At 42.5% G+C, this 21,428-nt stretch carries 23 protein-coding genes and 1 pseudogene; 19 read left to right on the top strand and 5 right to left on the bottom strand.

The annotated features are described in order from the left end of the window. Positions 1-14: 14 nt before the first annotated feature. From mtrB to JOD02_RS01810, 13 genes and pseudogenes are all read left to right on the top strand, one after another. Entirely contained in the window at positions 15-251 is a 237-nt protein-coding gene (gene mtrB, locus JOD02_RS01870; RefSeq protein ID WP_204486404.1) for a trp RNA-binding attenuation protein MtrB, read from the top strand. Positions 252-279: 28 nt separating this feature from the next. Then, a complete protein-coding gene (locus JOD02_RS01865; protein WP_204486402.1) occupies positions 280-480 on the top strand; it encodes a hypothetical protein in 201 nt (66 codons plus the stop codon). A gap of 52 nt (positions 481-532) precedes the next feature. Further along, a complete protein-coding gene (pfkA, locus tag JOD02_RS01860) occupies positions 533-1,492 on the top strand; it encodes a 6-phosphofructokinase (RefSeq protein WP_204486399.1) in 960 nt (319 codons plus the stop codon). Positions 1,493-1,554: 62 nt separating this feature from the next. Continuing rightward, positions 1,555-1,974 (top strand): acyl-CoA thioesterase, encoded by a 420-nt coding sequence (locus tag JOD02_RS01855; protein ID WP_204486397.1) that lies wholly within the window; start codon positions 1,555-1,557, stop codon positions 1,972-1,974. Further along, complete coding sequence (locus JOD02_RS01850; RefSeq protein WP_394355727.1) at positions 1,971-2,927, top strand: asparaginase; 957 nt, start codon at positions 1,971-1,973, stop codon at positions 2,925-2,927. Before JOD02_RS01855 ends, JOD02_RS01850 begins: the two co-directional genes overlap by 4 nt. Before the next feature lie 104 nt (positions 2,928-3,031). Continuing rightward, positions 3,032-3,904 (top strand): sugar phosphate isomerase/epimerase family protein, encoded by an 873-nt coding sequence (locus tag JOD02_RS01845; RefSeq protein ID WP_204486394.1) that lies wholly within the window; start codon positions 3,032-3,034, stop codon positions 3,902-3,904. A gap of 112 nt (positions 3,905-4,016) precedes the next feature. Then, on the top strand, positions 4,017-4,901 hold the full coding sequence (locus JOD02_RS01840; RefSeq protein WP_243426262.1) for a LysM peptidoglycan-binding domain-containing protein: 885 nt from the start codon (positions 4,017-4,019) through the stop codon (positions 4,899-4,901). A gap of 257 nt (positions 4,902-5,158) precedes the next feature. Then, entirely contained in the window at positions 5,159-6,538 is a 1,380-nt protein-coding gene (gene rlmD / locus JOD02_RS01835; RefSeq protein ID WP_204486392.1) for a 23S rRNA (uracil(1939)-C(5))-methyltransferase RlmD, read from the top strand. A gap of 196 nt (positions 6,539-6,734) precedes the next feature. Beyond that, positions 6,735-6,830 (top strand): annotated as a pseudogene (locus tag JOD02_RS11840) (Csac_0668 family 2Fe-2S cluster-binding (seleno)protein); the annotation flags it as partial. Between the two features lie 204 nt (positions 6,831-7,034). Next, on the top strand, positions 7,035-7,511 hold the full coding sequence (locus tag JOD02_RS01825) for a DUF6803 family protein (RefSeq protein ID WP_204486391.1): 477 nt from the start codon (positions 7,035-7,037) through the stop codon (positions 7,509-7,511). A 184-nt stretch (positions 7,512-7,695) separates the two neighbouring features. After that, positions 7,696-8,508 carry a creatininase family protein gene (locus JOD02_RS01820; RefSeq protein ID WP_204486389.1) on the top strand — a complete coding sequence of 271 codons (813 nt, stop codon included), beginning with the start codon at positions 7,696-7,698 and terminating at the stop codon, positions 8,506-8,508. A 222-nt stretch (positions 8,509-8,730) separates the two neighbouring features. Then, the gene (locus tag JOD02_RS01815) at positions 8,731-9,687 is read left to right on the top strand and encodes a ComEC/Rec2 family competence protein (RefSeq protein ID WP_204486387.1); all 957 of its coding nucleotides are present in this window, start codon (positions 8,731-8,733) and stop codon (positions 9,685-9,687) included. Between the two features lie 18 nt (positions 9,688-9,705). After that, the gene (locus JOD02_RS01810) at positions 9,706-9,933 is read left to right on the top strand and encodes a DUF3006 domain-containing protein (RefSeq protein ID WP_204486386.1); all 228 of its coding nucleotides are present in this window, start codon (positions 9,706-9,708) and stop codon (positions 9,931-9,933) included. Here JOD02_RS01810 and JOD02_RS01805 read toward each other — a convergent pair. The 4 genes from JOD02_RS01805 to JOD02_RS01790 are packed head-to-tail and all read right to left on the bottom strand — an operon-like array spanning position 9,919 to position 13,960. Continuing rightward, complete coding sequence (locus JOD02_RS01805; RefSeq protein WP_204486385.1) at positions 9,919-11,010, bottom strand: GerAB/ArcD/ProY family transporter; 1,092 nt, start codon at positions 11,008-11,010, stop codon at positions 9,919-9,921. The genes JOD02_RS01810 and JOD02_RS01805 overlap by 15 nt on opposite strands. Continuing rightward, positions 11,010-11,222 (bottom strand): hypothetical protein, encoded by a 213-nt coding sequence (locus JOD02_RS01800; RefSeq protein ID WP_204486384.1) that lies wholly within the window; start codon positions 11,220-11,222, stop codon positions 11,010-11,012. The genes JOD02_RS01805 and JOD02_RS01800 overlap by 1 nt, the downstream gene beginning before the upstream one ends. 4 nt (positions 11,223-11,226) lie before the next feature. Then, positions 11,227-12,381, bottom strand: a complete 1,155-nt coding sequence (locus tag JOD02_RS01795) for a Ger(x)C family spore germination protein (RefSeq protein WP_204486383.1) — start codon at positions 12,379-12,381, stop codon at positions 11,227-11,229. Then, positions 12,371-13,960: a spore germination protein gene (locus JOD02_RS01790; protein WP_204486382.1), complete on the bottom strand. Its 1,590-nt coding sequence runs from the start codon at positions 13,958-13,960 to the stop codon at positions 12,371-12,373. Before JOD02_RS01790 ends, JOD02_RS01795 begins: the two co-directional genes overlap by 11 nt. 190 nt (positions 13,961-14,150) lie before the next feature. Between JOD02_RS01790 and JOD02_RS01785 the strand changes: the two genes are divergently transcribed. After that, positions 14,151-14,789: a transposase family protein gene (locus JOD02_RS01785; RefSeq protein ID WP_204486381.1), complete on the top strand. Its 639-nt coding sequence runs from the start codon at positions 14,151-14,153 to the stop codon at positions 14,787-14,789. On the opposite strand, the gene JOD02_RS01780 is transcribed toward JOD02_RS01785, so the two are convergent. Further along, positions 14,757-15,983: an IS256 family transposase gene (locus tag JOD02_RS01780; protein WP_204486379.1), complete on the bottom strand. Its 1,227-nt coding sequence runs from the start codon at positions 15,981-15,983 to the stop codon at positions 14,757-14,759. The two genes, JOD02_RS01785 and JOD02_RS01780, sit on opposite strands and share 33 nt — an antisense overlap. A 134-nt stretch (positions 15,984-16,117) precedes the next feature. On the opposite strand from JOD02_RS01780, the gene JOD02_RS01775 reads away from it, so the two are divergent. From JOD02_RS01775 to scfB, 5 genes are all read left to right on the top strand, one after another. Next, a complete protein-coding gene (locus JOD02_RS01775; protein ID WP_204486377.1) occupies positions 16,118-16,792 on the top strand; it encodes a transposase in 675 nt (224 codons plus the stop codon). 160 nt (positions 16,793-16,952) lie between these two features. Further along, entirely contained in the window at positions 16,953-18,080 is a 1,128-nt protein-coding gene (locus JOD02_RS01770) for an HD domain-containing protein (protein WP_204486375.1), read from the top strand. A gap of 70 nt (positions 18,081-18,150) precedes the next feature. Then, positions 18,151-18,759 carry a serpin family protein gene (locus tag JOD02_RS01765; protein WP_204486373.1) on the top strand — a complete coding sequence of 203 codons (609 nt, stop codon included), beginning with the start codon at positions 18,151-18,153 and terminating at the stop codon, positions 18,757-18,759. 80 nt (positions 18,760-18,839) lie between these two features. After that, a complete protein-coding gene (locus tag JOD02_RS01760) occupies positions 18,840-19,793 on the top strand; it encodes an ROK family protein (protein ID WP_204486372.1) in 954 nt (317 codons plus the stop codon). Positions 19,794-19,993: 200 nt separating this feature from the next. After that, entirely contained in the window at positions 19,994-21,358 is a 1,365-nt protein-coding gene (scfB, locus tag JOD02_RS01755) for a thioether cross-link-forming SCIFF peptide maturase (RefSeq protein ID WP_204486368.1), read from the top strand. Positions 21,359-21,428: the final 70 nt, after the last annotated feature.

Here is a 21,428-nt window from a genome sequence, read left to right as displayed (position 1 = left end):
GGAGGGATTAAATTATGGATGATCAGGCTGTTCTGGGTGACTATATATGCGTTTTGGCTCTGGAAGACGGGGTGAGCATCATTGGCATGACCAGAGGAAAAGACACCAAGTTTCATCACACTGAGAAGTTGGATAAAGGCGAGGTGATGATAGCTCAGTTTACCGAGAATACCTCAGCTATTAAGATAAGAGGAAAAGCGAGGATTTTAACAAAATACGGGGAACTGATATCTGGTAGGGACCAGGGATGACTGTCTCTCCAAAAAGGAGGACCTTGCGATGTGGGTGGTAGTGTATATGGTCCAAGGTAAGGAGATGGCCGAAAAAGTAGGGGATCTCTTGACAAAAGAAGGGTTTTTGATTAAGATAAAACCCATATATAAAAATGTTGCACCTGAAGAGAATTATTATAGGGTAATGGTTCCGAGGTCTGAGGCAAGCGAGGCGCAAAAGGTGTTGATGGAGAATAAGTACCTGTGAAGCTCATATGTTTGTTTAAAACAATTATTCTATAAACAGGAGGAATAGATACATGAAAACCATAGGCGTTTTGACCAGCGGCGGAGATGCCCCAGGGATGAACGCCGCCATCCGCGCAGTGGTGAGAACGGCAATTTACAATAAAGTGCGCGTTTTGGGCATAAAGAGGGGCTTTAATGGGCTGATACGCGGTGAAATCGAAGAGATGGATGTTGGCTCAGTGGGTGAGATCATACATCGCGGAGGTACTATATTGCACACTGCTCGGTGCGAGGAGTTTAAGACCGAGGAGGGCTTGAAGAAGGCATATAACATCATCAAGATTTTTGGCATTGACGGGTTGGTGGTGATAGGAGGCGATGGTTCTTTTAGAGGTGCAAGGGATTTGAGCAAATTTGGCGTGCCTGTGGTAGGGATTCCCGGTACCATCGACAACGATATAGCCTGCACAGACTTTACCATTGGTTTTGATACTGCTGTAAACACCGTTCTTGATGCCTTAAATAAGATTCGCGATACCGTGACGTCCCACGAGAGGGTCAATATCATTGAGGTCATGGGGCGCAATGCAGGTGACATAGCGTTGTATGCCGGATTGGCTGGCGGAGCAGAGGGTATAATCGTGCCAGAAATACCCTTTAATGTGGATGACATATGTAGAATACTCATTGAAGGAAAAAACAGGGGTAAGGTATCCTATATCTTGATTGTGGCAGAGGGTACAAAAAATTCATTCCAGCTTGCCAAGGAGATAGAAGAGAAAACAGGGCTTGAGGTCAGGGTGACGGTACTTGGGCATATTCAACGTGGCGGCAGCCCTACTGCGGCTGATCGAATACTTGCCAGCAGAATGGGGGCATATGCGGTCAAGTTGCTGCTTAATGGGAAGACCAACAGAGTGGTTGCCATACGCGGTTCACAAATAGTAGACTATGATATCGACGAGGCGTTATCGATGAAGAAAGAATTCAATCAAGAGTTATATGAACTGGCTAAAGTCCTTTCTATTTAGATTCAGCAATTACTTTGTGAACTATACTTTAAATATTTTCTTTGTTTTTTGGAGATGATACCATGTTTACGGTGGATACAAAGATTAGGGTACGGTACAAAGAGACCGATAGAATGGGTGTGGTCCACCACTCAAATTATTATACATGGTTTGAAATTGGGAGAAGCGAGTATATGCGTGCGAGAGGTATGACCTATCGCAGTATGGAAGAAAAAGGCTGGTTGTTGCCGGTAGTGGAGACGCGATGTTTTTACAAGCAGCCAGCCAAGTACGACGATATTGTGGTGATACGCACGCATATGAGTGAGTTCAAAGGAGCAAGGATAAAGATGGAGTATGAGGTGATAAGGGAAGAGGATGGGGCTTTGCTGGCGCAAGGATATACGGTGCATGCCATTACCGATGCCAACTTAAGGCCGGTCAATATGAAAAAAGCAGACCCTGACCTGTACAGATTTTTTATTGAGTGTTTGGAGGGGTGAATGATTTGAGTGAGGTATTGGTGGAAGAATACAGAGGGGAAGTAATAGAAAATGTACATAGGGGGTTTATATGTGGCATTTCTGATACTGGGGAGGTAGTCTATTCGGTAGGTGAGCCTGAACGTATAACATTCATGCGCTCTACCGCTAAACCTATTCAAGCTATTCCGGTATTTAAGTTAGGCTTAGATGAAAAATACGGGTTAACAGGAAGGGAAGCAACCATACTGTGTGCATCCCATATGGCAGAGCCATTTCATATAGAAGTGCTTGAATCCATAATGAATAAGACGGGTATTCCCGAAGATTTGCTGATATGCAGCGCCAGGCCCAGGAGAATATATCACAACTGTGCGGGTAAGCATTTGGGCATATTGATGCTTTGCAAGGAATTGGGATATAAAATGGAGGACTATTGGAGCATTGACCATCCCGTTCAACAGCTCATCAAACAGCACATCGCCACAATATCTGGATATCCCGAAGAGGACATTCAAATTGGCGTTGATGGTTGCGGTGTGCCGGTATTTGCTATGCCCCTCATATTTATCGCCAATGCATATCTTAGGTTGGCTTGTCCTGACCTTATAAGGGATGCTCACGTTAGAGCTGCAGTAGAAAAGATTACTAGGCTTATGAATGTATATCCCGAAATGATAGCCGGTACCAATGGCCTTTGTTCCTTGTTACTTCAAGATGACAATATAGTGGCCAAAGGGGGAGCCATGGGGATTTACTGTTTTGGGCTCAAAAAAGAAAGGTTGGGTTTTGTGTTGAAAATTGAGGACGGATCTTCTGATGAGTGGGGTATCATCATTGCCGCTATACTTGAGCAGATTGGCTATGACAATAAGGAGACGATTCAGAGACTGAGGGCAGCCTTTCCTGATGAAATTAAAAACGATAACGGCAGGATAGTTGGGATTCGCAAGGTGAAGTTTAGATTAGGGTAAACTATTTGTTATGTGGTTAGAGCACTTTGGTTAACTAGTCTTAAACAGGCCACATAGTTTTTATGTGCTGAGGAATTTAAAAAAAGATGAGGGGGGTAAATAACATGAAGCTGGGAGTCAGTTCTTACAGCTATAGCCGCTGTAAACTAAGTTCGTTAGAGGTGTTAAAAAAAGCTAAGAAAATGGGATTTGAAGCGGTTGAATTTGCTGGCTTGTCTACTCCGCCAGAGGGGGAAACAGTGCTTACATATGCCGAGCGAGTACGAGAGGAAGCCGAAAAGCTGGGCATTAAAATTATTAATTACGCTATAGCGGCGGATTTTATCAACGGTTCAAATGGTGACCTTGAAAAGGAAATAGAAAGGGTAAAGGAAGAAGTGAGAGTTGCGAAAGCGCTTGGGGTTCCCTGTATGCGACATGATGCTAGTTGGGGTTTCCCAAAAGAATATCGAGGCCCCAGAGGTTTTGATGATGCCCTTCCAAGGTTGGTGGAGGGATGTAGAGCAGTTACAGAATTTGCTCAAGAATTGGGAATAAAGACTACAATAGAAAATCATGGGTTCTTCTGTCAAGACAGCGAACGCGTTGAAAGACTGGTGAATGCCGTTAATCACCCTAACTTTGGTGTATTACTTGACATTGGGAATTTCTTATGTGTGGATGAGGATCCGGTAAAAGCAGTGGGAAGGCTGCTTCCTTATGTTTTCCATGTGCATGTAAAGGATTTCCATGTGAAATCGGGTATGCTCCCCAACCCAGGAAAAGGATGGTTTAAATCCAGGGGCGGTAATTATCTTCGTGGTGCTATTATAGGGCATGGGGATGTGCCAGTCATTCAGTGTCTGAATCTATTGAAAAGCGCAGGATATAACGGATTTTTGTCTATTGAATTTGAGGGCATTGAAGACCCAATTACTGGTATCGCAATAGGTGCTGAGAATTTAAGGCGCTATGTAGAAGAGGTAATGAAGCTATAAAAAACTATTTTAGGAATGAAAAACTTCTTAAAACCAGCCCATAGGTAACAGTTCATTGCTTTCCCGAATATACTGTAGTGATAGCAATGTCAATAAGGGAGGTAATTGAACCATGGAATATCCTATGGGCTATTTTTATCCTTTACAGCAATGTCCTCCTGGCACCATGCCATATATCATAAGGCCAGGAGATACTTTCTTTTCATTAGCGAGAAGATTTAATACCACGGTGGCCGCAATCATATCTGCTAATCCAGGGATTGATCCTAATCGGTTACAGATAGGTCAGAGGATATGCATACCTATGCAGCCACAATTTCCACCCTGTCCTGAAGGGAACTTTTATACCATTCGGCCAGGGGATACCCTGTTTTCCATTGCGCGGCGGTTTAATGTCTCAGTGGATGACATTTTGGAGGCCAATCCCGGCATTGATCCTGAGAACCTGAGGGTTGGGCAGGTCATCTGCATACCCCTTGCTGTACCACCGGTTACCTGTCCTGCCGGCACATTTCCTTATGTAGTAAGGGCAGGTGATACCTTCTTTAGCTTGGCAAGGAGGTTTGGCACTACGGTTGCGGCCATAATGGCGGCCAATCCAGGTGTTGACCCAGAGGGGTTGCTAGTAGGCCAGACGATATGCATACCAGGTGCTGCACCACCTGTATGCCCTGCAGGTACAACGCCGTATATAATAAGGGCGGGTGATACTTTCTTTAACTTAGCAAGGAGGTTTAACACCACTGTAGAGGCCATAATAGCGGCTAATCCGGGAGTAGATCCCAACAGGCTGCAGATAGGCCAGAGGATTTGTATACCAACTGCTGCACCACCTGTATGCCCTGCCGGCACAACGCCGTATATAATAAGATCAGGGGATACCTTCTTTAACCTAGCAAGGCGGTTTGGTACTACGGTTGAAGCCATTATAGCAGCTAATCCAGGTGTTGACCCCAACAGGTTGCAGATTGGTCAAAGGATATGCATACCCGTGTGAGCAATTTTTAAATGCTGATAAAAGGGGCTGACGTGTTTAGCCCCTTTTTTATTTTTTGAAGGATAAGAGGCAAGTTTGGTACCATCCTATTCAGACTTTAATTGTAGTGAAAACTTTGTGTGAAAGGTAAGGCTTTATTAAATAGAAGGATGTGTTAAAATAAATTAAGATATATCGGTTTAATATTTCTTAACACTATTGGTACATTGGCGTGGTAAAAACAATCATTAAACACAATTTTTAGAAGGGTGAAATTGATGAAACAAAAAGATATGCCTGTTAGCCAAAATCAGGAATATGAAATGACCATCGAAGATATAAGCGTTGATGGAGAAGGCATAGGTCGGATAAACGGATTTACCATGTTTGTACCAGGAGCTCTGCCGGGCGAGAAGGTGAGGATTAAGGCTTTAAGAATAGGCAAGAATTATGGGTATGGCAAACTGCTGAAGATAATTGAACCATCACCGGATAGGGTGGTCCCACCATGTTCTTATTCAAAGCAGTGCGGTGGATGCTCTATTCAACACCTTTCATACAATGCACAGCTCAAGTTTAAGACCCGTCGGGTGCGTGATGCTTTAGAGCGCATAGGGAAGATCACAGGCGTAAAGGTGCATGACACTATCGGTATGGTTGAGCCATGGAGATACCGTAATAAAGCCCAGTTTCCTGTAGGGAGGGCTGGCAGTTCATTGGCCATTGGTTTTTTTGCACCCAAAAGCCATGATATTGTTGATATGGATAGGTGTATGATAAATCATCAAATTAACGACAAGATAATTGAGGTAATAAGAAATTTTATACAAAAGTACTCCATTCCTGTATATGATGAGTGTGCTCACCAAGGCATCGTACGCCATGTTGTAACTAAAGTGGGTTTTAAAACTGGACAGGTGATGTTTGTTATTGTAACAAATGGAAAAAACCTACCGCATAAAGATAAGCTCGTCGAGCTTTTAAGGAACAATATACCAGGTATAACCAGCATTGTGCAGAATATAAATTCTAAAAAGACCAATGTAATCTTGGGGCAAGAGAACATCACTTTGTGGGGACAGGACTATATTGTCGATATCCTGGGCCGATTAACTTTTAAGATATCGCCCCTCTCGTTTTTTCAGGTAAATCCGGTACAGACTGAGATCTTGTATAATAAAGTATTAGAGTATGCCACATTAACAGGTAAAGAAACGGTTATAGACCTCTATAGCGGAATAGGTACCATTTCGCTGTTTTTGGCACGTAATGCCCATAAAGTATATGGCATAGAGGAAGTGCCTCAAGCGGTACAGGATGCGTGGGAGAATGCCAGGATAAATGGCATAACAAATGCTGAATTCATAGAAGGGAAAGCCGAAGTAGTGATCCCCGAGCTGGTGAACTCGGGTTTGCATGCCGATGTGGTGGTGTTGGACCCACCCAGAAAGGGATGTGAAGCCGAGGTGCTGGAGGCCCTAGCGCGTATGGCGCCGCAAAGGATTGTTTATGTATCCTGTAACCCAGCGACTCTTGCAAGGGACTTAAAACTTTTAACTGAACACGGATATGAGGTGGTTGATGTACAACCGGTGGACATGTTCCCGCATACGACTCACGTGGAGTGCGTGGCATCGCTCAAAAGAAAACATAAATAAGTAAAGCCTTGAACTGCAAGGATGTTGGTGAGAAGAGGTGAGTTATATGGATATGAGATTCATAGAAGGGGCAGCAAAGATCGAACAGGATTACGGATACTTCCCCACATTCCATGATGATGACATAAAGGAGATTCGCATCGTACCCGGGAGGATTGAGATAGTGGTGAAGATGAATACCTTTCCCAAAGCTTTAATGAAAAATTCCAATTGTAAAGTGAATAATCCAATGGGCGTTTGCTGCCATAAGGTCATCGAGGAAGCAATCAATAAAGGACTAGCAATGAAATAATTGTTTACAAGACGTTATTAAAATTTATTCCTGTATTTTCTTTTGCTTGCTTCTCACAGTCCGAAACACGTGTAGTGCGTACAAAGATGGAAGATAACTGGTGCCGTAAAAGCTGGTTGGATGATATCGAAATGTTGCTATCTTCATAAAATCTTCACATATTTATCCTATAATTGAGCAAAAAATGAAGGAGGTCATGAAAGCATGAATACAATGACACATTATATGGAATTACTCGCAACAAACCAACCCTGGAATCTCATTATTTTTATGGCCATCCCGGTCATTCTTGCTGAAACCATAGCTGTTTCAGAATTAGCAATACTATTCAGTAGGAAGCTCGACGGTGGGCTCAGAAAATTGAATAGAATTGCTGGAATTTTAGCAGGACTTTATTTCGTCGGAATTTTTATTTACCTTTTCTTTAATGCAGTAATACCTTTGACTGTTTCTGGAGGTTGGAGAGGGCCGGCTGATGTAATTGCTGTGGGTTTTTATCTATCAGGTGTTGTACCGCTTCTGGGTATAGCGCTTTTAGAATTGGGAGTAATAGCAAAAAGCCGTGATGAGGTTGACAAACTGAAACTCCATGCAATATTCGTAGGAACTTTTCTAATTGTTGCTCACATTGCAATGATATTTGGAATGCTAAACCCAGCCTTATTGGAGATGAAAATGTAAAAGTAACAAATGTCAAAAAACTGGGAATGTCGTTTATTTAGAATAATTTAATGAACATTTCAGTTAGGTCTAGCTGAACGTCAAAAAGGATATATCCAATTTAAGGGGATATATCCTTTTTTGATTTTATATGGTAAAATATACTTGTGATTTGTTTAAACTGTAAAATAAGGGGGAGTTGTTTATGCGCTGGGAATATTTGGTGCCTCGGGATTTTAAAAGAGCTGTAGAGGAGCATGGCCTCTGCATTGTCCCGACCGGATCTCTAGAGCGGCATGGAGAACATCTGCCTTTCGGATGTGACATGATTATCACCCACACAATAGCGTGCAGGGCTGCAGAGATTGAGCCTGCGGTCGTGTTCCCACCCTACTTCATGATGCAAGTCCACGAAGCTGCTTGCTTTACGGGCACAGTGAACTTTCCCCAGGCTTTTGCCATTGAAGCATTGAGCTTACTATTAAAGTCCATTGCCTCCAACGGATTTAAAAAGATTCTTATTGTAAATGGCCATGGAGGCAATAGGCACATGCTGGACTATTTTGCCATGAGCCGACTGGATGAGCCAACAGATTATATCCTTTACTATACCAATATTGGTGAGGGGCTTACAAGTGAGGAACGCGCCAGAATAAACAGCCTGTGGGAAACAGATGTTATGGGACATGCTTGTGAAATGGAGACCTCACTTTTTATGGCCTGTTGCCCGGGCAAGGCAAAATTGGAATATGCTCCGCAGAACACGGTTGAACCTTTGAGGCGCTTTAAACATTTATGGGAACACGGGGTACATAACGCCCTTTGGTGGTACGCAGACTATCCGGAAAACGTGGTAGGCAATGCCAGCTATGCCAGCGAAGAAAAGGGAAAGGTGGTACTTGACATTTATGTTGCAGCGCTGGCCCGTGCAATAAAGGCGGTCAAGGAAGACAAGGAAGCTCCAAGGCTTCAGGCAGAGTTTACCCATCGTATGAAAAATAAGGGAACAGGGGAGTAAATTAACCTCAACTGGCAGTTGTTCAAATATCAGCTGGTACTTGCTCTCAGCATCACCCTGTCTTTGTCGAATTTCCTTTGGGCAGCCTGCTCAAACATATCCACCAATTATGCTTAAGCAACCTGTTAAACAGTATTTGAAAAACGAATTTAACATGGAAGTAGAAAATTAAATGAGCTTTTGAAGCAGTAACGAATGGCAGTTAACAGGAGGGGTGGTTTAATGCCAAGAAGATACAATACTACCGCGACATGGATGAAAATGATGTATATATTCATCCTATTTATGGTGTTTGTGATAGCCAGGCTGTCCAGCGAGGAGGTGGCCAAACCACCTGCAGAGGGAAATACTGCTGGGAATGGCCAAATAACGCCGGCTACAGAAAGCGGTGAAAAAGTCCCAGGTAGCAACAGCGAGCGTGGTTTGGCAGTACACTTTATCGATGTGGGGCAGGCCGACAGCATCTTGATTACAATGGATGGGGCCGCCATGTTGATAGACGCCGGCAACAACGAGGATAGCCAGCTGGTGGTGGATTATATAAAGGCAAGGGGGATAACTACTCTGGAGTATGTCATCGCCACTCATCCACACGAGGACCACATAGGCGGGATGGATGCCGTGATAAAATCTTTTGAAGTAAAACACATAATAATGCCCAAAGTAGAGAGCAATACAAGGACATTTGAGGAAATGCTGAAAGCCATATCTAATAAGGGCTTGAAGATTACTCCTCCGGTACCCGGTACTGTATATCCACTTGGAAAAGCCGAATTTGTCGTGCTTGCTCCCAACAGCAAGCGGTATGAGAATACCAATGATTACTCTGTCGTTGTAAAGCTGAGGTACGGCGGTACGTCGTTCTTGTTCACCGGAGATGCAGGGTTTGAATCTGAGAACGAAATGGTTGAAAAGGGGTATGATTTGCAATCGGATGTGCTTAAAGTTGGGCATCACGGCAGCGCCTATTCAACTTCCAAAAAGTTTTTGCAAGCTGTACAGCCGCAAATAGCCGTGATATCGGTCGGAAAAGGCAATGACTACGGTCATCCGGCGCCCGAAACTATTCAAAAATTGAAGCAAGTGGGGGCAAAGATATATAGAACCGATGAGCGAGGGACTATAGTTATAACCAGCGATGGGGAAAAGATAGAGGTATTTGCCTATAAAAACCAATAAATGTCAGGAGGGTGTTCAATGAAAAAGGTCATCATAGACAGGTTTGAGGGAAATTTTGCTGTCTGCGAGGATGAAGACAGGAAGATGATCAATGTAGAGAGGTCAAGGCTGCCCGAGGGTGCAGAGGAAGGTACCGTCCTGGTGCTTAAAGTGAGCGGTGAGGACATCGAGATTGAGATAGACCACGATGAAACCCGTGCCAGAAAGATGAAGATAAAGGAGATGATGGACTCACTGTTCAGCTGACTCCGTTGTGTTCGCCTTATTTTTATTCTTCAAGGATAAAAGCAGTAAAATGAGGGGGATGGCAAACTGGAAGGGTATTGAATAATAAGGCCACACATTTTCGGCCCAATTGAACATTTCGAATATATTTTCGTATATCCATATAGAAAGTACTACACAGAATGTCAATAACGCCGTGGTGAGCTTCCTGTAATCGCCTGCACCTATGATATCAGCCAACATGGTTGAGGCGGCATACAGACATATGGCTATCTTTATTCCTCCTCCTATTAGCAGGTTTATATCAAATAGCGGCTCCAGGTTTATGCCTGGAATGAGCACCGACGTTATGTGGGGTACATAAGTTGCCTGGTATATGAAATGGCTCCCCAATGCGGTTATATCCCTGAAAAAGATGAACAGAAACAGCCCGGTGGCTGACAGCGCTGACAGGGCGGACACTCTTCTTAAATTCTCTCTTCTGTTTAAATGTGGAAATATCATTAAAAAGGCGATTGTCTCGCCGAAAGGGAAGGTCAAAAATGCATAAGCCGCCTTTATTACGGGCTGTATGCCGTTTTCCAGTAATGGTAAAAATGCGGTAAAATCATGGACGGTTACGATACCTATGCTGATGAGAACTGCTATAACCGGGATGACCGGTACAAGTATCTTGCTTACCCTGCTCACCACCTCTATCCCGCTGTTTACCGCGTATACAATAATTATGGCAAAAATGACAATGATCACTTCTAATGGGGTATATAGGTATGCAGTTGTGGTCATGAAGGACCCGAAATTTCTGAGCACCAGTGAAGCCAGGTGTGTAAAATACCATACATACAGTAGGGCAAGCACATTGCCCAGTACTTTGCCCAAGTGGCTTTTCAAAATCTCCGCAAAGTTTTTGAAGGGGTTAAGAGCAGAGATTGTGGCATACATCCGTAAAAGCAATGTGCCGCCTATTCCCCCGATAATTATAGCCAACCATCCATCGTTTTTTGCGCTTGTTATCGGATTGATGATGAGCGTACTACCAAATAAAAAGCCTGTCATGAGCATAAACAGCTGCAAGCTGGATATTTTTTCCTTTTCCATTACTTTATCACTCCGATTGCCTGTAAAATTTTCTGTATCCACTCGGCAGGGCTGCTGGGCCTTTTGCCTATTGATATTAAGAATCCCAAGATCAGGCTCAATACTGCGATAAAGGTATAGGTGGCAATCACCCGGAACGATTCCTTAGCTTTTATAAATTTCCGCACATCATGTATGCTTAAAACTGCAAGAATTGCTAAAATTAGCATCATATGGTCACTCATCTTTTATCATGGGACTTTTGATGAGTCCCGAACGCCTTATCTTTAAATTTACGACTATGTCAACAGGAAGTTGGCTGAATATATCGTTCCACTGGTCCATTATTTGTTTCCAGTATTGAGGATGGTATTTATGCACAATTTTGCCAAATCCAAATATGTCGCTGGAGTATTCTTTCTGCGCTTTTCTGATAGCCATAGCGATTTCTTTTTTGACTTCTTCGCTTAAAGCTTTCTGCAGCATATGTATGTCTTGCTGAAAGCTCAGTACTCCCTTTCCTGTATATTCTGCTATATTGCCTTCAAGGTTAACGTAAATTGACAGCCTGTAGGGTTGGCCGTTTTTAAATTTGACGTCTATTTTTCCGTTGGAATTCAGTACCTGTATGGACATTTTACCGCTAGCCACCGGTATTGTAACAACTGTGCTTTCTACTTTGTCGGTTGCAAACAAAAACCCCCTTGTCTCGTACTGGTTTAGCCATCCTACCAGCTTTCCATCTTTGAAGACGGCTGTACCTTCTGCTTTGACGGTTTTTTCATTTTCCTTGGTTATCTGTCCTATAGTAATCTGCCTGCATTTGTTTTTAACGTCTTTAAACAATTCTATCAGCATCGTGCGCTTTACCTTTGCCCTCAACTTTGTGTTTTCTATCGTCCCCTTTATATACATCGCCGGGATGGCATCCATCTCGGGCTGTATCTTTAAAATGTCTTCAGGGCTGCAGCCCCTTGCTACCAGCACATCCGCCAGGTATTCTACCTGATAATCCCTGTGCAGGAAATCCAGCGCCTCATTGATGCCTTCTCGACAAAGCTTCTCTCCAAGGATGATTACCTGGAGTGTGCTCAAAAACAGCCTCTTGTCCACTACCGCTTTCATGCTTATCAAGGCGTCTGAAATGGTTTCACCTTTGTAGGATTTAACAAATACCGGTTTGGGCTGCGCCATTCCCCCTTTCCCTTGGCTGGAAGACGTGGATTGCAAAGCCGCCGGTTCTATCACCTGCACCGTTACGATTATCTTTCCATCTTCTGATTTGTCAATCCCAAGTGCAGTAACTATGTTGATGTCTATCAAATCCACGTTGTCCCAGCATCCGGTCAAAAGCGCTGACAAAATCAACAGTGTTATTATCTTAATCTTCACTTATCTCATCTGCCTCCTGGCGCTTTATTCCCACTGTACCCTTTGTGTCTTCGGTGAATAGTATTTTGGGCCGTGTGAGCATCACCCATATGGGTGCCGTTAGGAGTGAGTCCTTAAGGTCAGAAGCTGTAAGGGGAGAAAAGGGTGCCATATAAGGTATGCCGAAGGAGCGCAACCTGCATAGGTGTATGAGAACAGCCACGGCTACAAAGGAGATGCCAAGGAATCCAAGAAAATTGGCAGCTACCAGGAAGACAAACCTAAGCAACATGGTAGCCCTGATAAGCGGCGGCACTACAAAGTTGCATATTGCTGTTATGGCCACCACGATGACCATGAGGTTGCTGGCGATCCCTGCGGCAACTGATGCCTCGCCCAATACGATAGCCCCTACGATGCTGAGCGCTTGCCCTATCGTTCTGGGCATGCGTACGCCGGCTTCGCGTAAAAGTTCAAACGCCGTTATCATCAGCACAGCTTCTACAAACGGCGAAAAGGGTATTCCCTGGCGTGAGGCGGCTAACGTGATTATGAGCTTTATTGGGATTACGGTATGATGAAAGCTCACCAGCGCCACGTACATAGCCGGCAACAGGTTGGATATGACCAGCGCAAAAAGCCTGAGCAACCGCATAAACGTTGCAAAAAAGGCGTGGTCGTAGTAGTCGTCAGATGTCTGGATGGACTCTATGAAGATATAGGGGACTGTCAGTATATAGGGTGTACCGTCGCACAGTATCGCTACCCTGCCTTCCAGCAGTTTTGCCACCAGCTTGTCACATTTTTCGGTGTTGCCCACGATGGGGAAAAGGGTTAAGCGGTTATCGGCTATATATTGCTCTATATATCCTGTATCAAGGATGGCGTCGGTTCTAATCTTTTTAATCCTCTTCCGTACTTCCTTGACGATTTCTTCATTTGCGATTCCTTTGATGTAGCATACGCAGACATCGGTTTTGGTCTGAACGCCCAGCCGGATTATCTCAAACTTGAGGTTTGGGCTTTTGATTCTTTTCCTGATGAGTGCCATATTGGTGGCGAGGTTTTCAACAAAGCCTTCACGCGGACCTCTTATGGCAACCTCGGTATCGGGTTCATCGATCTGCCTGCCCTGCGTTGCTTTTACATCCACGGCTAACGCGCATTTTACCCCATCCACACAAAGCACCGCATTTCCCGAAACGATTTTATAGACCGCCTGCTGCATGTTTTGAATCTCTTCAAAATCGCTGCCGCTTATGGCGCACTCCTTAATGCGTTGAAATGCCAGCTTTGGTTCACCGTGCACTTCGGTTTGGGAAAAATACTCGATTATGGGGCGGATTATGTCACGATTTAGTATGTTTTTGTCAACGAGGCCGTCAATGTATGATACCAGTATTCGCACCTCATCATCTTCACCTTTACCGCAAACTATGTGCCGTACCACAAAGTCATCACACCCCGAGAAGATTTCATCTAGCCTTTCTTTTACTTTTTCGATATTTTTGGGCAGAGGTTCATCCAGGCCGGTATATATCGTGTCTATGTTTTCTTTGGGGGTTCCGCGCCTAAAAAGGCTTTTAATCATGTTAAACATATCCTCACCACCCATTTTGTAGTATAACCGCTAGTAGGAAATACATGCACGAGACTCAGCGCTGAGGAGTAAAAATTTTTCGTGCTAATTGCAGGATAAAATACGACAAACTCCTTCAAAAAAGTGCTAAATATGGTATAATAATACTATAAGAAGTCAGCAAAATTGCACTTTTGGGAGGGGATTGGGGTTGGTAACGAGAAAAGAAAAAAGAGAAGCAGAAAAGAACACAAATTTTTTTCTCGAGTTCATAAGAATTAAGAATCATTTTTTTAAGGATTTAAATGAGAGACTTAGGAATGTAAAAGATCCCAGACATAAGAGCTATATCACTTATCTTCCAGACGTTATACTTTTTGTAATGATAATAAAGAATATAATGGCATTAACGTCTATGAGGGAGATGACGGAGGAATTAAACAAAGATGAATGTATAAAAAATATTGAGAAAGTTTTGGGAGTAGAGAGCCTAGAGGAATTACCCCATTATGATACTATAAATGATTTTTTATCTAAGTTGGAACCGACTGAGCTTGAAAAAATTAGGGTATATATGATAAAAGAGTTACTGAAAAAGAGATGTTTTGAAGATTTCAGGATACGAGGGAAATATTGGGGAGTAATATTTGATGCGACAGGACTTTATTCATTTAAGGAAAGGCATTGCGAACACTGTTTGAAGCGGGAATATGTAAATAAGGAAACTGAGGAAGTGACGACGGTATATATGCATCAAGTGCTTGAGGCCAAGCTTGTTATTGGGGATATGGTATTTAGTATAGGGACAGGAGAGTTGTCAAGAATTTTGTGTCTGATTAAAGTAACGTAACTGGAAAATTTGTTGTATTTCATAAATGTGAGCATTTATCATTGGTACCGCTTTTTTCCATTTTGTCCGCCTTAAGTTTTCCCTCTGTAAATATATGTTAATTTCCAATACCTCGACAGAGTTAAAGTAACCACCCGACCTTATCCGAATTTTTTCAACCAGGCTATTAATACTCTCTACACTGTTGGTAGTATAAATATGCTTTCTCAAGGATTCGGGATATTTAGTGAAAGCCATGTAATGTTCTGCTTTCTCCATAAGAAGGTTCATATATCGGCTATATTTACTCTTAAAGTTACTGCAAAGTTCATAAAACTTTTGAACAGCTTCATCAAAGGAAGAAGCAAACTTTATTTTATCGAGTTCTTTATTGAATTCTGTGGCATCAGCTTTGGTCATATATTTGCGGATATTTCTCTGAAGGTGTACAAAACAGAGCTGATGGTCAGCATATGGATATACAGCTTTGACCGTGTCAATAATTCCAGGGAAATCATCGCTTACAACTACTAAAACTCGTTTAAGACCGCGATTTATCAAGTCTTCAAAGACCTTGTTCCAATCGGCTCTGTTTTCTTTACCGAAGAAGGTGTAAAGGCCAAAGATATCTTTTTTACCTTCCATATCGATGCCAAGGACTATGTAGCATGCGGCTTTCTTTACTTTTGAGCCGTCCTTTATCTCACAGTGATAGGCATCGATGAGTAATGCAAACACCGATTCGGGTAATTCTCGTTGTTTGAAAAGGTCTAACTCGCTTTTTAGGTCATCTTTGATTTTGTCGAGTTCATCATCAGAATAAGGGAGATTGAGGCTTTTGAGGGTATTTAAGAGGGAAGATTCTGAATAACCGTTGACAACAAGGGACATAAGGAGGTCTGTATAGGATTCATCCACCCTTTTATACGGTTCAGGGAGGATGTGAGGTCTGAAATCGCCAGTGCGAGTTCTTGGGACAGAGATTTCCAGGTTACCCATAGGTGTACCAAGTTTTCTATCATAAAAGCCGTTACCTTTGTCATTCTCGTTTTTCAAGAGATAGATTTGGCGTTCAGACAACATAAACCAGTCGAGCAAATCCTCCAGCAATTTTTTCAAGGCAGGGCGAGATGGGTCCGAATCAGAGCAATACTGATTTAATACTTTTTCAACCGCCATATTTTTAACTGTTTGATAATAGGTATTTTTATCCATAATTACCAGCCTCCTTTGTAATTTCATTATACACCAGACACGATTTTATTTTAACACCCTAGGGAACAGAGTTTATAGAGAATGAGGGAGAAGAAGTCAGCAAGCAAGATTGTGAATTAAAGGCCTTTTACAGGTTGGCGGGGAAAATAAAGAGAGTTTTCAAGAGGCTGCCCATTTGTATTTTAGGGGACAGTCTTTATGCCTGTGAAGGTGTGTTTAAGTTATGTGATGAGTATAGGTGGAAATTTTTGATAAGGTATAAGGAAGGACGGATAAAGAGCGTGGGGGAAGAATTTGAAGCTATAAAGAAGATAGATGGGATGAGTTTCAGGAAGAGAGAAGGAGATATAGAACGAGAGGATAATATTTTTTGGGCTAATGAAATATCATACAATGAAAGGGTAGTAAACTTAATTGAGTTTGTTGATACAGAAGGAGATGGTGAGAATAAACGTTATGTTTTTATTACCAACATAAAGGTAACGCAGAAAAATGCCCTGGCACTTGTTGGCGCAGGGCGAAGTCGATGGAAAATTGAAAACGAAGGATTCAATCGACAAAAGAATTTGATATATGCCATAGGGCATATAAACAGCTACAACTACAACGCTATGAAGAACCATTATCTGCTTACGCAGATTGCGGACATATTGATGCAGCTATACACCAAGGGAGCAAAAGTACTTAAGGTTATCAAGAAGACTATAAAGCACATATCCTTGCATCTGTTAGAAGATTTAAGGACTAAGGTTATAACAGATGAGGATATGGTCAGTATAATGAAGCCGATGCAAGTAAGGTTCACGTAGTATTTACATTATAGCAGAGGAGGTGGTGTGAAGGGAAGAAAAGTTTTTAAAAATTTAAATAAAAAGCAAAGGTAAGACCTTAGTTGGTCTTTTTGGCGCAAAAGAAAGGGAAGTATACTGGAAAAATTTAACATAACAAATACAGGAAAAATACCATTATATGAAATCAACAAAAAATTTACTCCTCAGGGCTGATGAGGGACAGTTGTTGTTGACAGACGAAAAAGGAGAAATAATCAGAAGTCTTTCACTTATGAATGTAATAGATCAACTCAGTTCTACACACAAGCGAGAAAAAGAGGAAAGGATTAAAGCGAAAAGATTAGCAAAAAATACCTTGATTGTCACAGGTTTAATAATAGATATGTTGCCTTTTGGTGTTGTTTTAGCTTCCCCACCGGGTAAAATAGTGAAATGCAACAGGGTTGCAAGAAGGATATTATTAGAAAAATTTTCAAACCAAGAGGAAGTAGCCGCTTTAATAAACGGTGCATACAAAGATAAAATAATTGAAAGCGGGTCAGGAACTTATTATAGGATAGAAGTGAGTCCTTTGAATGAAAAGACAAATAACGTTCTTGTCGCTTTTATAGATGTATCCCGTGAATATACACTGCTGAACCGAATAAAGGAAATGCAAGAGGAGCTAGAAACGGCATTTTTGGCAATGCTTCCGGACCAGCGTATAGAGGCCAGGCTGAAGTCCATACCGGAATATATGGATGAATATGACGAAAATACCGGCATGATCAAAATAACTGGCATTATAGAAGACGGTTGTTACAGACATGTAGTAAACATGCTTAAGTTATTAGCAGATGCCTTTAAACAGGGGCTGATGGAACTGCCTGGCGTGAATAAGAATACCCTGGTTCAGGCTACTATACTTCACGACATCGGAAAGGTGCAGCCGGATTTAAAGGTAGGCGACGTAGTAAATCCCAAAGAAGTATTTGAACAAGGTTTTTACCATGCGTTTAGAGGGGCTTCTTTGAGCAGGTCGTTGTACGATATAAACGATGAGGTGTATTATTTGATAAAGTATCATCATCATGGTGAGAATGAACTGCCTGCTGATTTCCCTGATTATTTGCTGGTTATGCACAGGTTTTTCCGGCTTATAGACGGGCTTTCTGCAGGCATAACGCGCAGGGGATCCATGGTAAAGATGAGGATAAAAGGCACAAAGATTCATGTTAGAGAAGAGAGCAGCTTCCCTGCTTATAACCAGGAATTTGAGATGGATATTTATACGGGACGGACTATAAGGTGCGATATAAAAAAATAAAAAAATGAAACTTTTTATCCCCCTTATCGTCAATTCTAATGAAAAATAAACTTAAAAGGGGGAGATGATTATGAGGATAAAGCATGTGGCGTGTATGTATATTGTTGTTTTTGTTACAGCAGTTATATTGACTTCATGCAGCATGATAAACTGGGCATCCATTGCTGGGTCTAAACTTCCACCTCCTGCTGAAAAGGTGGATGAAAGGCTGGTGGATGCAAACATCGAGTTCAGCTTTAAGTTGTTTAATCAGCTAATTGGTGACCAGGTAAAGGATAACGTGTTTATCTGCCCTGCAAGCGTGAGTCTGGCTTTGAGCATGACGTACAATGGTGCCGATGGTGAAACAAAAGAGGCAATGGCCCAAGCTTTACAGTTACAGAACATGAGCATAGAAGATGTCAATAAAGCCAATGCAGACCTGCTAACCATACTTCAAAACCCTGATCCCGACATAAAAGTATCCATTGCTAATTCAATTTGGATAAGGGAAGGGGTGTCATTTTACAAGGAGTTCTTGGATGTAAATAAACGATTTTACAACGCATATATAGAGCACTTGAATTTCTCATCTCCGCAAGCCCCCAATATTATTAACAATTGGATAAAAGAGTGCACAAACGGAAGGATAGATAAGGTTATAGAGGATCCGTTAACCAAAAGATTCTCTAAAGGTTAACGGTTTTTTTGTATTGTGTTTTATATTAACATATTGTATTATTTGGTATAGGAATTTGTTAAATTGGGGAGGTATAGCAGATGTATTACATAGGAATTGACTTGGGAGGAACTAATATAGCTGTAGGATTGGTTGATGAAGAAGGGAAGATTATACATAAGGATAGCGTCCCTACTTTAAATGAAAGGGAATATCCTGAAATAATCAAGGATATGGCCATGCTTTCGTTGAAAGTGGTGAAGGACTCCGGCGTTTCTTTAAAAGAAGTAAAAGCCATAGGAATAGGGAGCCCGGGGACACCTAACAATGAAGAAGGCATTTTGGTCTATGCAAACAACCTTAAATTCAGAAATGTTCCAATGCGGGCTGAGATGCAGAAATACATAGACCTTCCTGTCTATCTTGACAACGATGCAAACGTGGCTGCACTTGCCGAAAGCGTGGCAGGGGCCTGCAAGGGAGCAAAGCACTCTGTTACCATTACGCTAGGTACTGGTGTAGGCACTGGAGTTGTGATAGATGGCAAAGTTTATAGCGGTTTTAACAATGCTGCTGCTGAAATGGGACACATGGTGATTGTGGTTGACGGTGAACAGTGCACATGCGGAAGAAAAGGTTGCTGGGAGGCTTATGCTTCTGCCACCGCTTTGATACGCGAGACGAAAAAGGCGGCTGTTGCCAACCCCGATTCCTTGATAAACAAGCTCGTTGATGGGGATTTGTCAAAGATAAATGCTAAGACTCCGTTTGATGCCGCAAGACAGGGAGATAAGGTTGGGTTGCACATTGTGGAGGAATATATGAAATACCTCGCTGAGGGCCTAGCAAACGTGGTAAACATATTCCAGCCAGAAATTATAGCCATAGGTGGTGGGATTTCGAAAGAAGGAGAATACCTGCTGGCGCCACTCAGGAAATTAGTGAGCCAAAGGGTCTATACGGTTGAGGGTGTGCCTCAGACCAAGATAGTTGCCGCAAAGCTGGGTAACGATGCAGGCATAGTGGGTGCAGCAATGCTGGGGAAGATGTACTAAATTGATACGGCTGCTAAAATTACACATTTTGAATAAACCCGGGGGAGAATGTTTTAAAGTTAGATGTTCTCCTCTGTTTTTGTTTTCAATAGACAAGTTTGGTATTTGGTGATATCATTAACTTGGTATTATAACTTGCTGCCTAACAGCAGATGATAGGCTCTTATTTATAATGTTTTATGTAAGGGGGAAACTTAAGAGTGGTACATGCTTTTGAGATGAATGGGCTTTACATCGCTGTAGATATCAACAGCGGGAGTGTGCACAGCCTTGACAGGCTTACATACGAAATCTTAAAGGCGTTTCCGTATGATTTTTCGACAGACAGGGCAATTGAGAAGTTTGGAGATAAATTTGGGGTGGATAGCGTTAAAGAGGCGTGTGAAGAGATTGAGCGGCTTATAGAGCAGGGAATGCTATACAGCCCCGAATTAGACGAAACATTTCTTTCCCGTCAGCTAGAAAACAACAACGGCTTAAAGGCGCTGTGCCTTCATGTGGCACACGATTGCAATTTAAGCTGCGAGTACTGCTTTGCCTCTAAAGGCAGCTACTGTTCCCAAAGGAGGCTCATGCCTGAAGAAGTGGCTTTTAAAGCCATGGAGTACCTTGCCCAAAATTCCGGAAACAGGAAAAACATAGAGGTGGATTTTTTTGGAGGAGAGCCGCTGCTCAACTTTGATGTGATCAAAAAGGCGGTTGCTTACGGTAGGGAGCTTGAGAAACGTTACAATAAAAAATTCTATTTTACCATAACCACCAACGGCACTCTTCTTAATAGGGAAAAGATCGACTATATCAACGAAAACATGGACAACGTTGTCATCAGCCTGGATGGGCGGAAACATGTCCATGATGCCATGAGGTACTACAGAAACGGAAAGGGAAGCTACGACGAGATTGTAGAATTGGCCAAGGAACTGGTAAGCGGTAGAGGTGGCAAAAACTACTACATAAGGGGGACGTTTACAAATAGAAATTTAGACTTTGCTGAGGATGTTTTCCATATAGCTGGATTGGGTTTTGAAGAGGTATCGATAGAACCGGTGGTGGGCAGTGGTCAGCCATTTCACATCACCGATGAACATATATCCGTAATTCTTGACGAGTATGAAAGGTTGGCCAGAAGAATAGTGGATTATATAAAGGCGGGACATAAGCTTAAGTTTTACCACTTCAATATAAACCTTTACGGGGGGCCATGTGTGCAAAGGAGGATTGTGGCGTGTGGGGCAGGCTTTGAATACCTTGCAGTATCGCCTGAGGGGCGTTTCTATCCCTGCCATCAATTTGTTGGGCAACCCCAGTTTATAATGGGAGATGTATTCAACGGTATAGATGACCCGAGGGGATGGGCCGACCGGTTTAAAAGGTGCAATATCCTGACAAAGGAAAAGTGCAAGGATTGCTGGGCTAAATATTTTTGTTCTGGCGGGTGTCATGCCAACGCCTATTTTACAAACGGAAGCATTAACATTCCAAACGAGCTGGCCTGCATCATGCAGCGCAAGAGGATAGAATGTGCACTAATGATAGACGTGGCGCTTTCCCTTGAAAGCGCTTGATTATGCCTTTCGTTGCCATTTTAAAATAGGTAGGGTAACGAATGGGTTTGGTATCACAAAAGCTTATGAA

This window comes from Caldicoprobacter guelmensis (assembly GCF_016908415.1).
In the GTDB taxonomy this organism is placed as follows: domain Bacteria; phylum Bacillota; class Clostridia; order Caldicoprobacterales; family Caldicoprobacteraceae; genus Caldicoprobacter; species Caldicoprobacter guelmensis.
The sequence above is the reverse complement of the archived record's forward strand: the minus strand, read 5'-3'. Positions and strand labels throughout refer to the sequence as shown.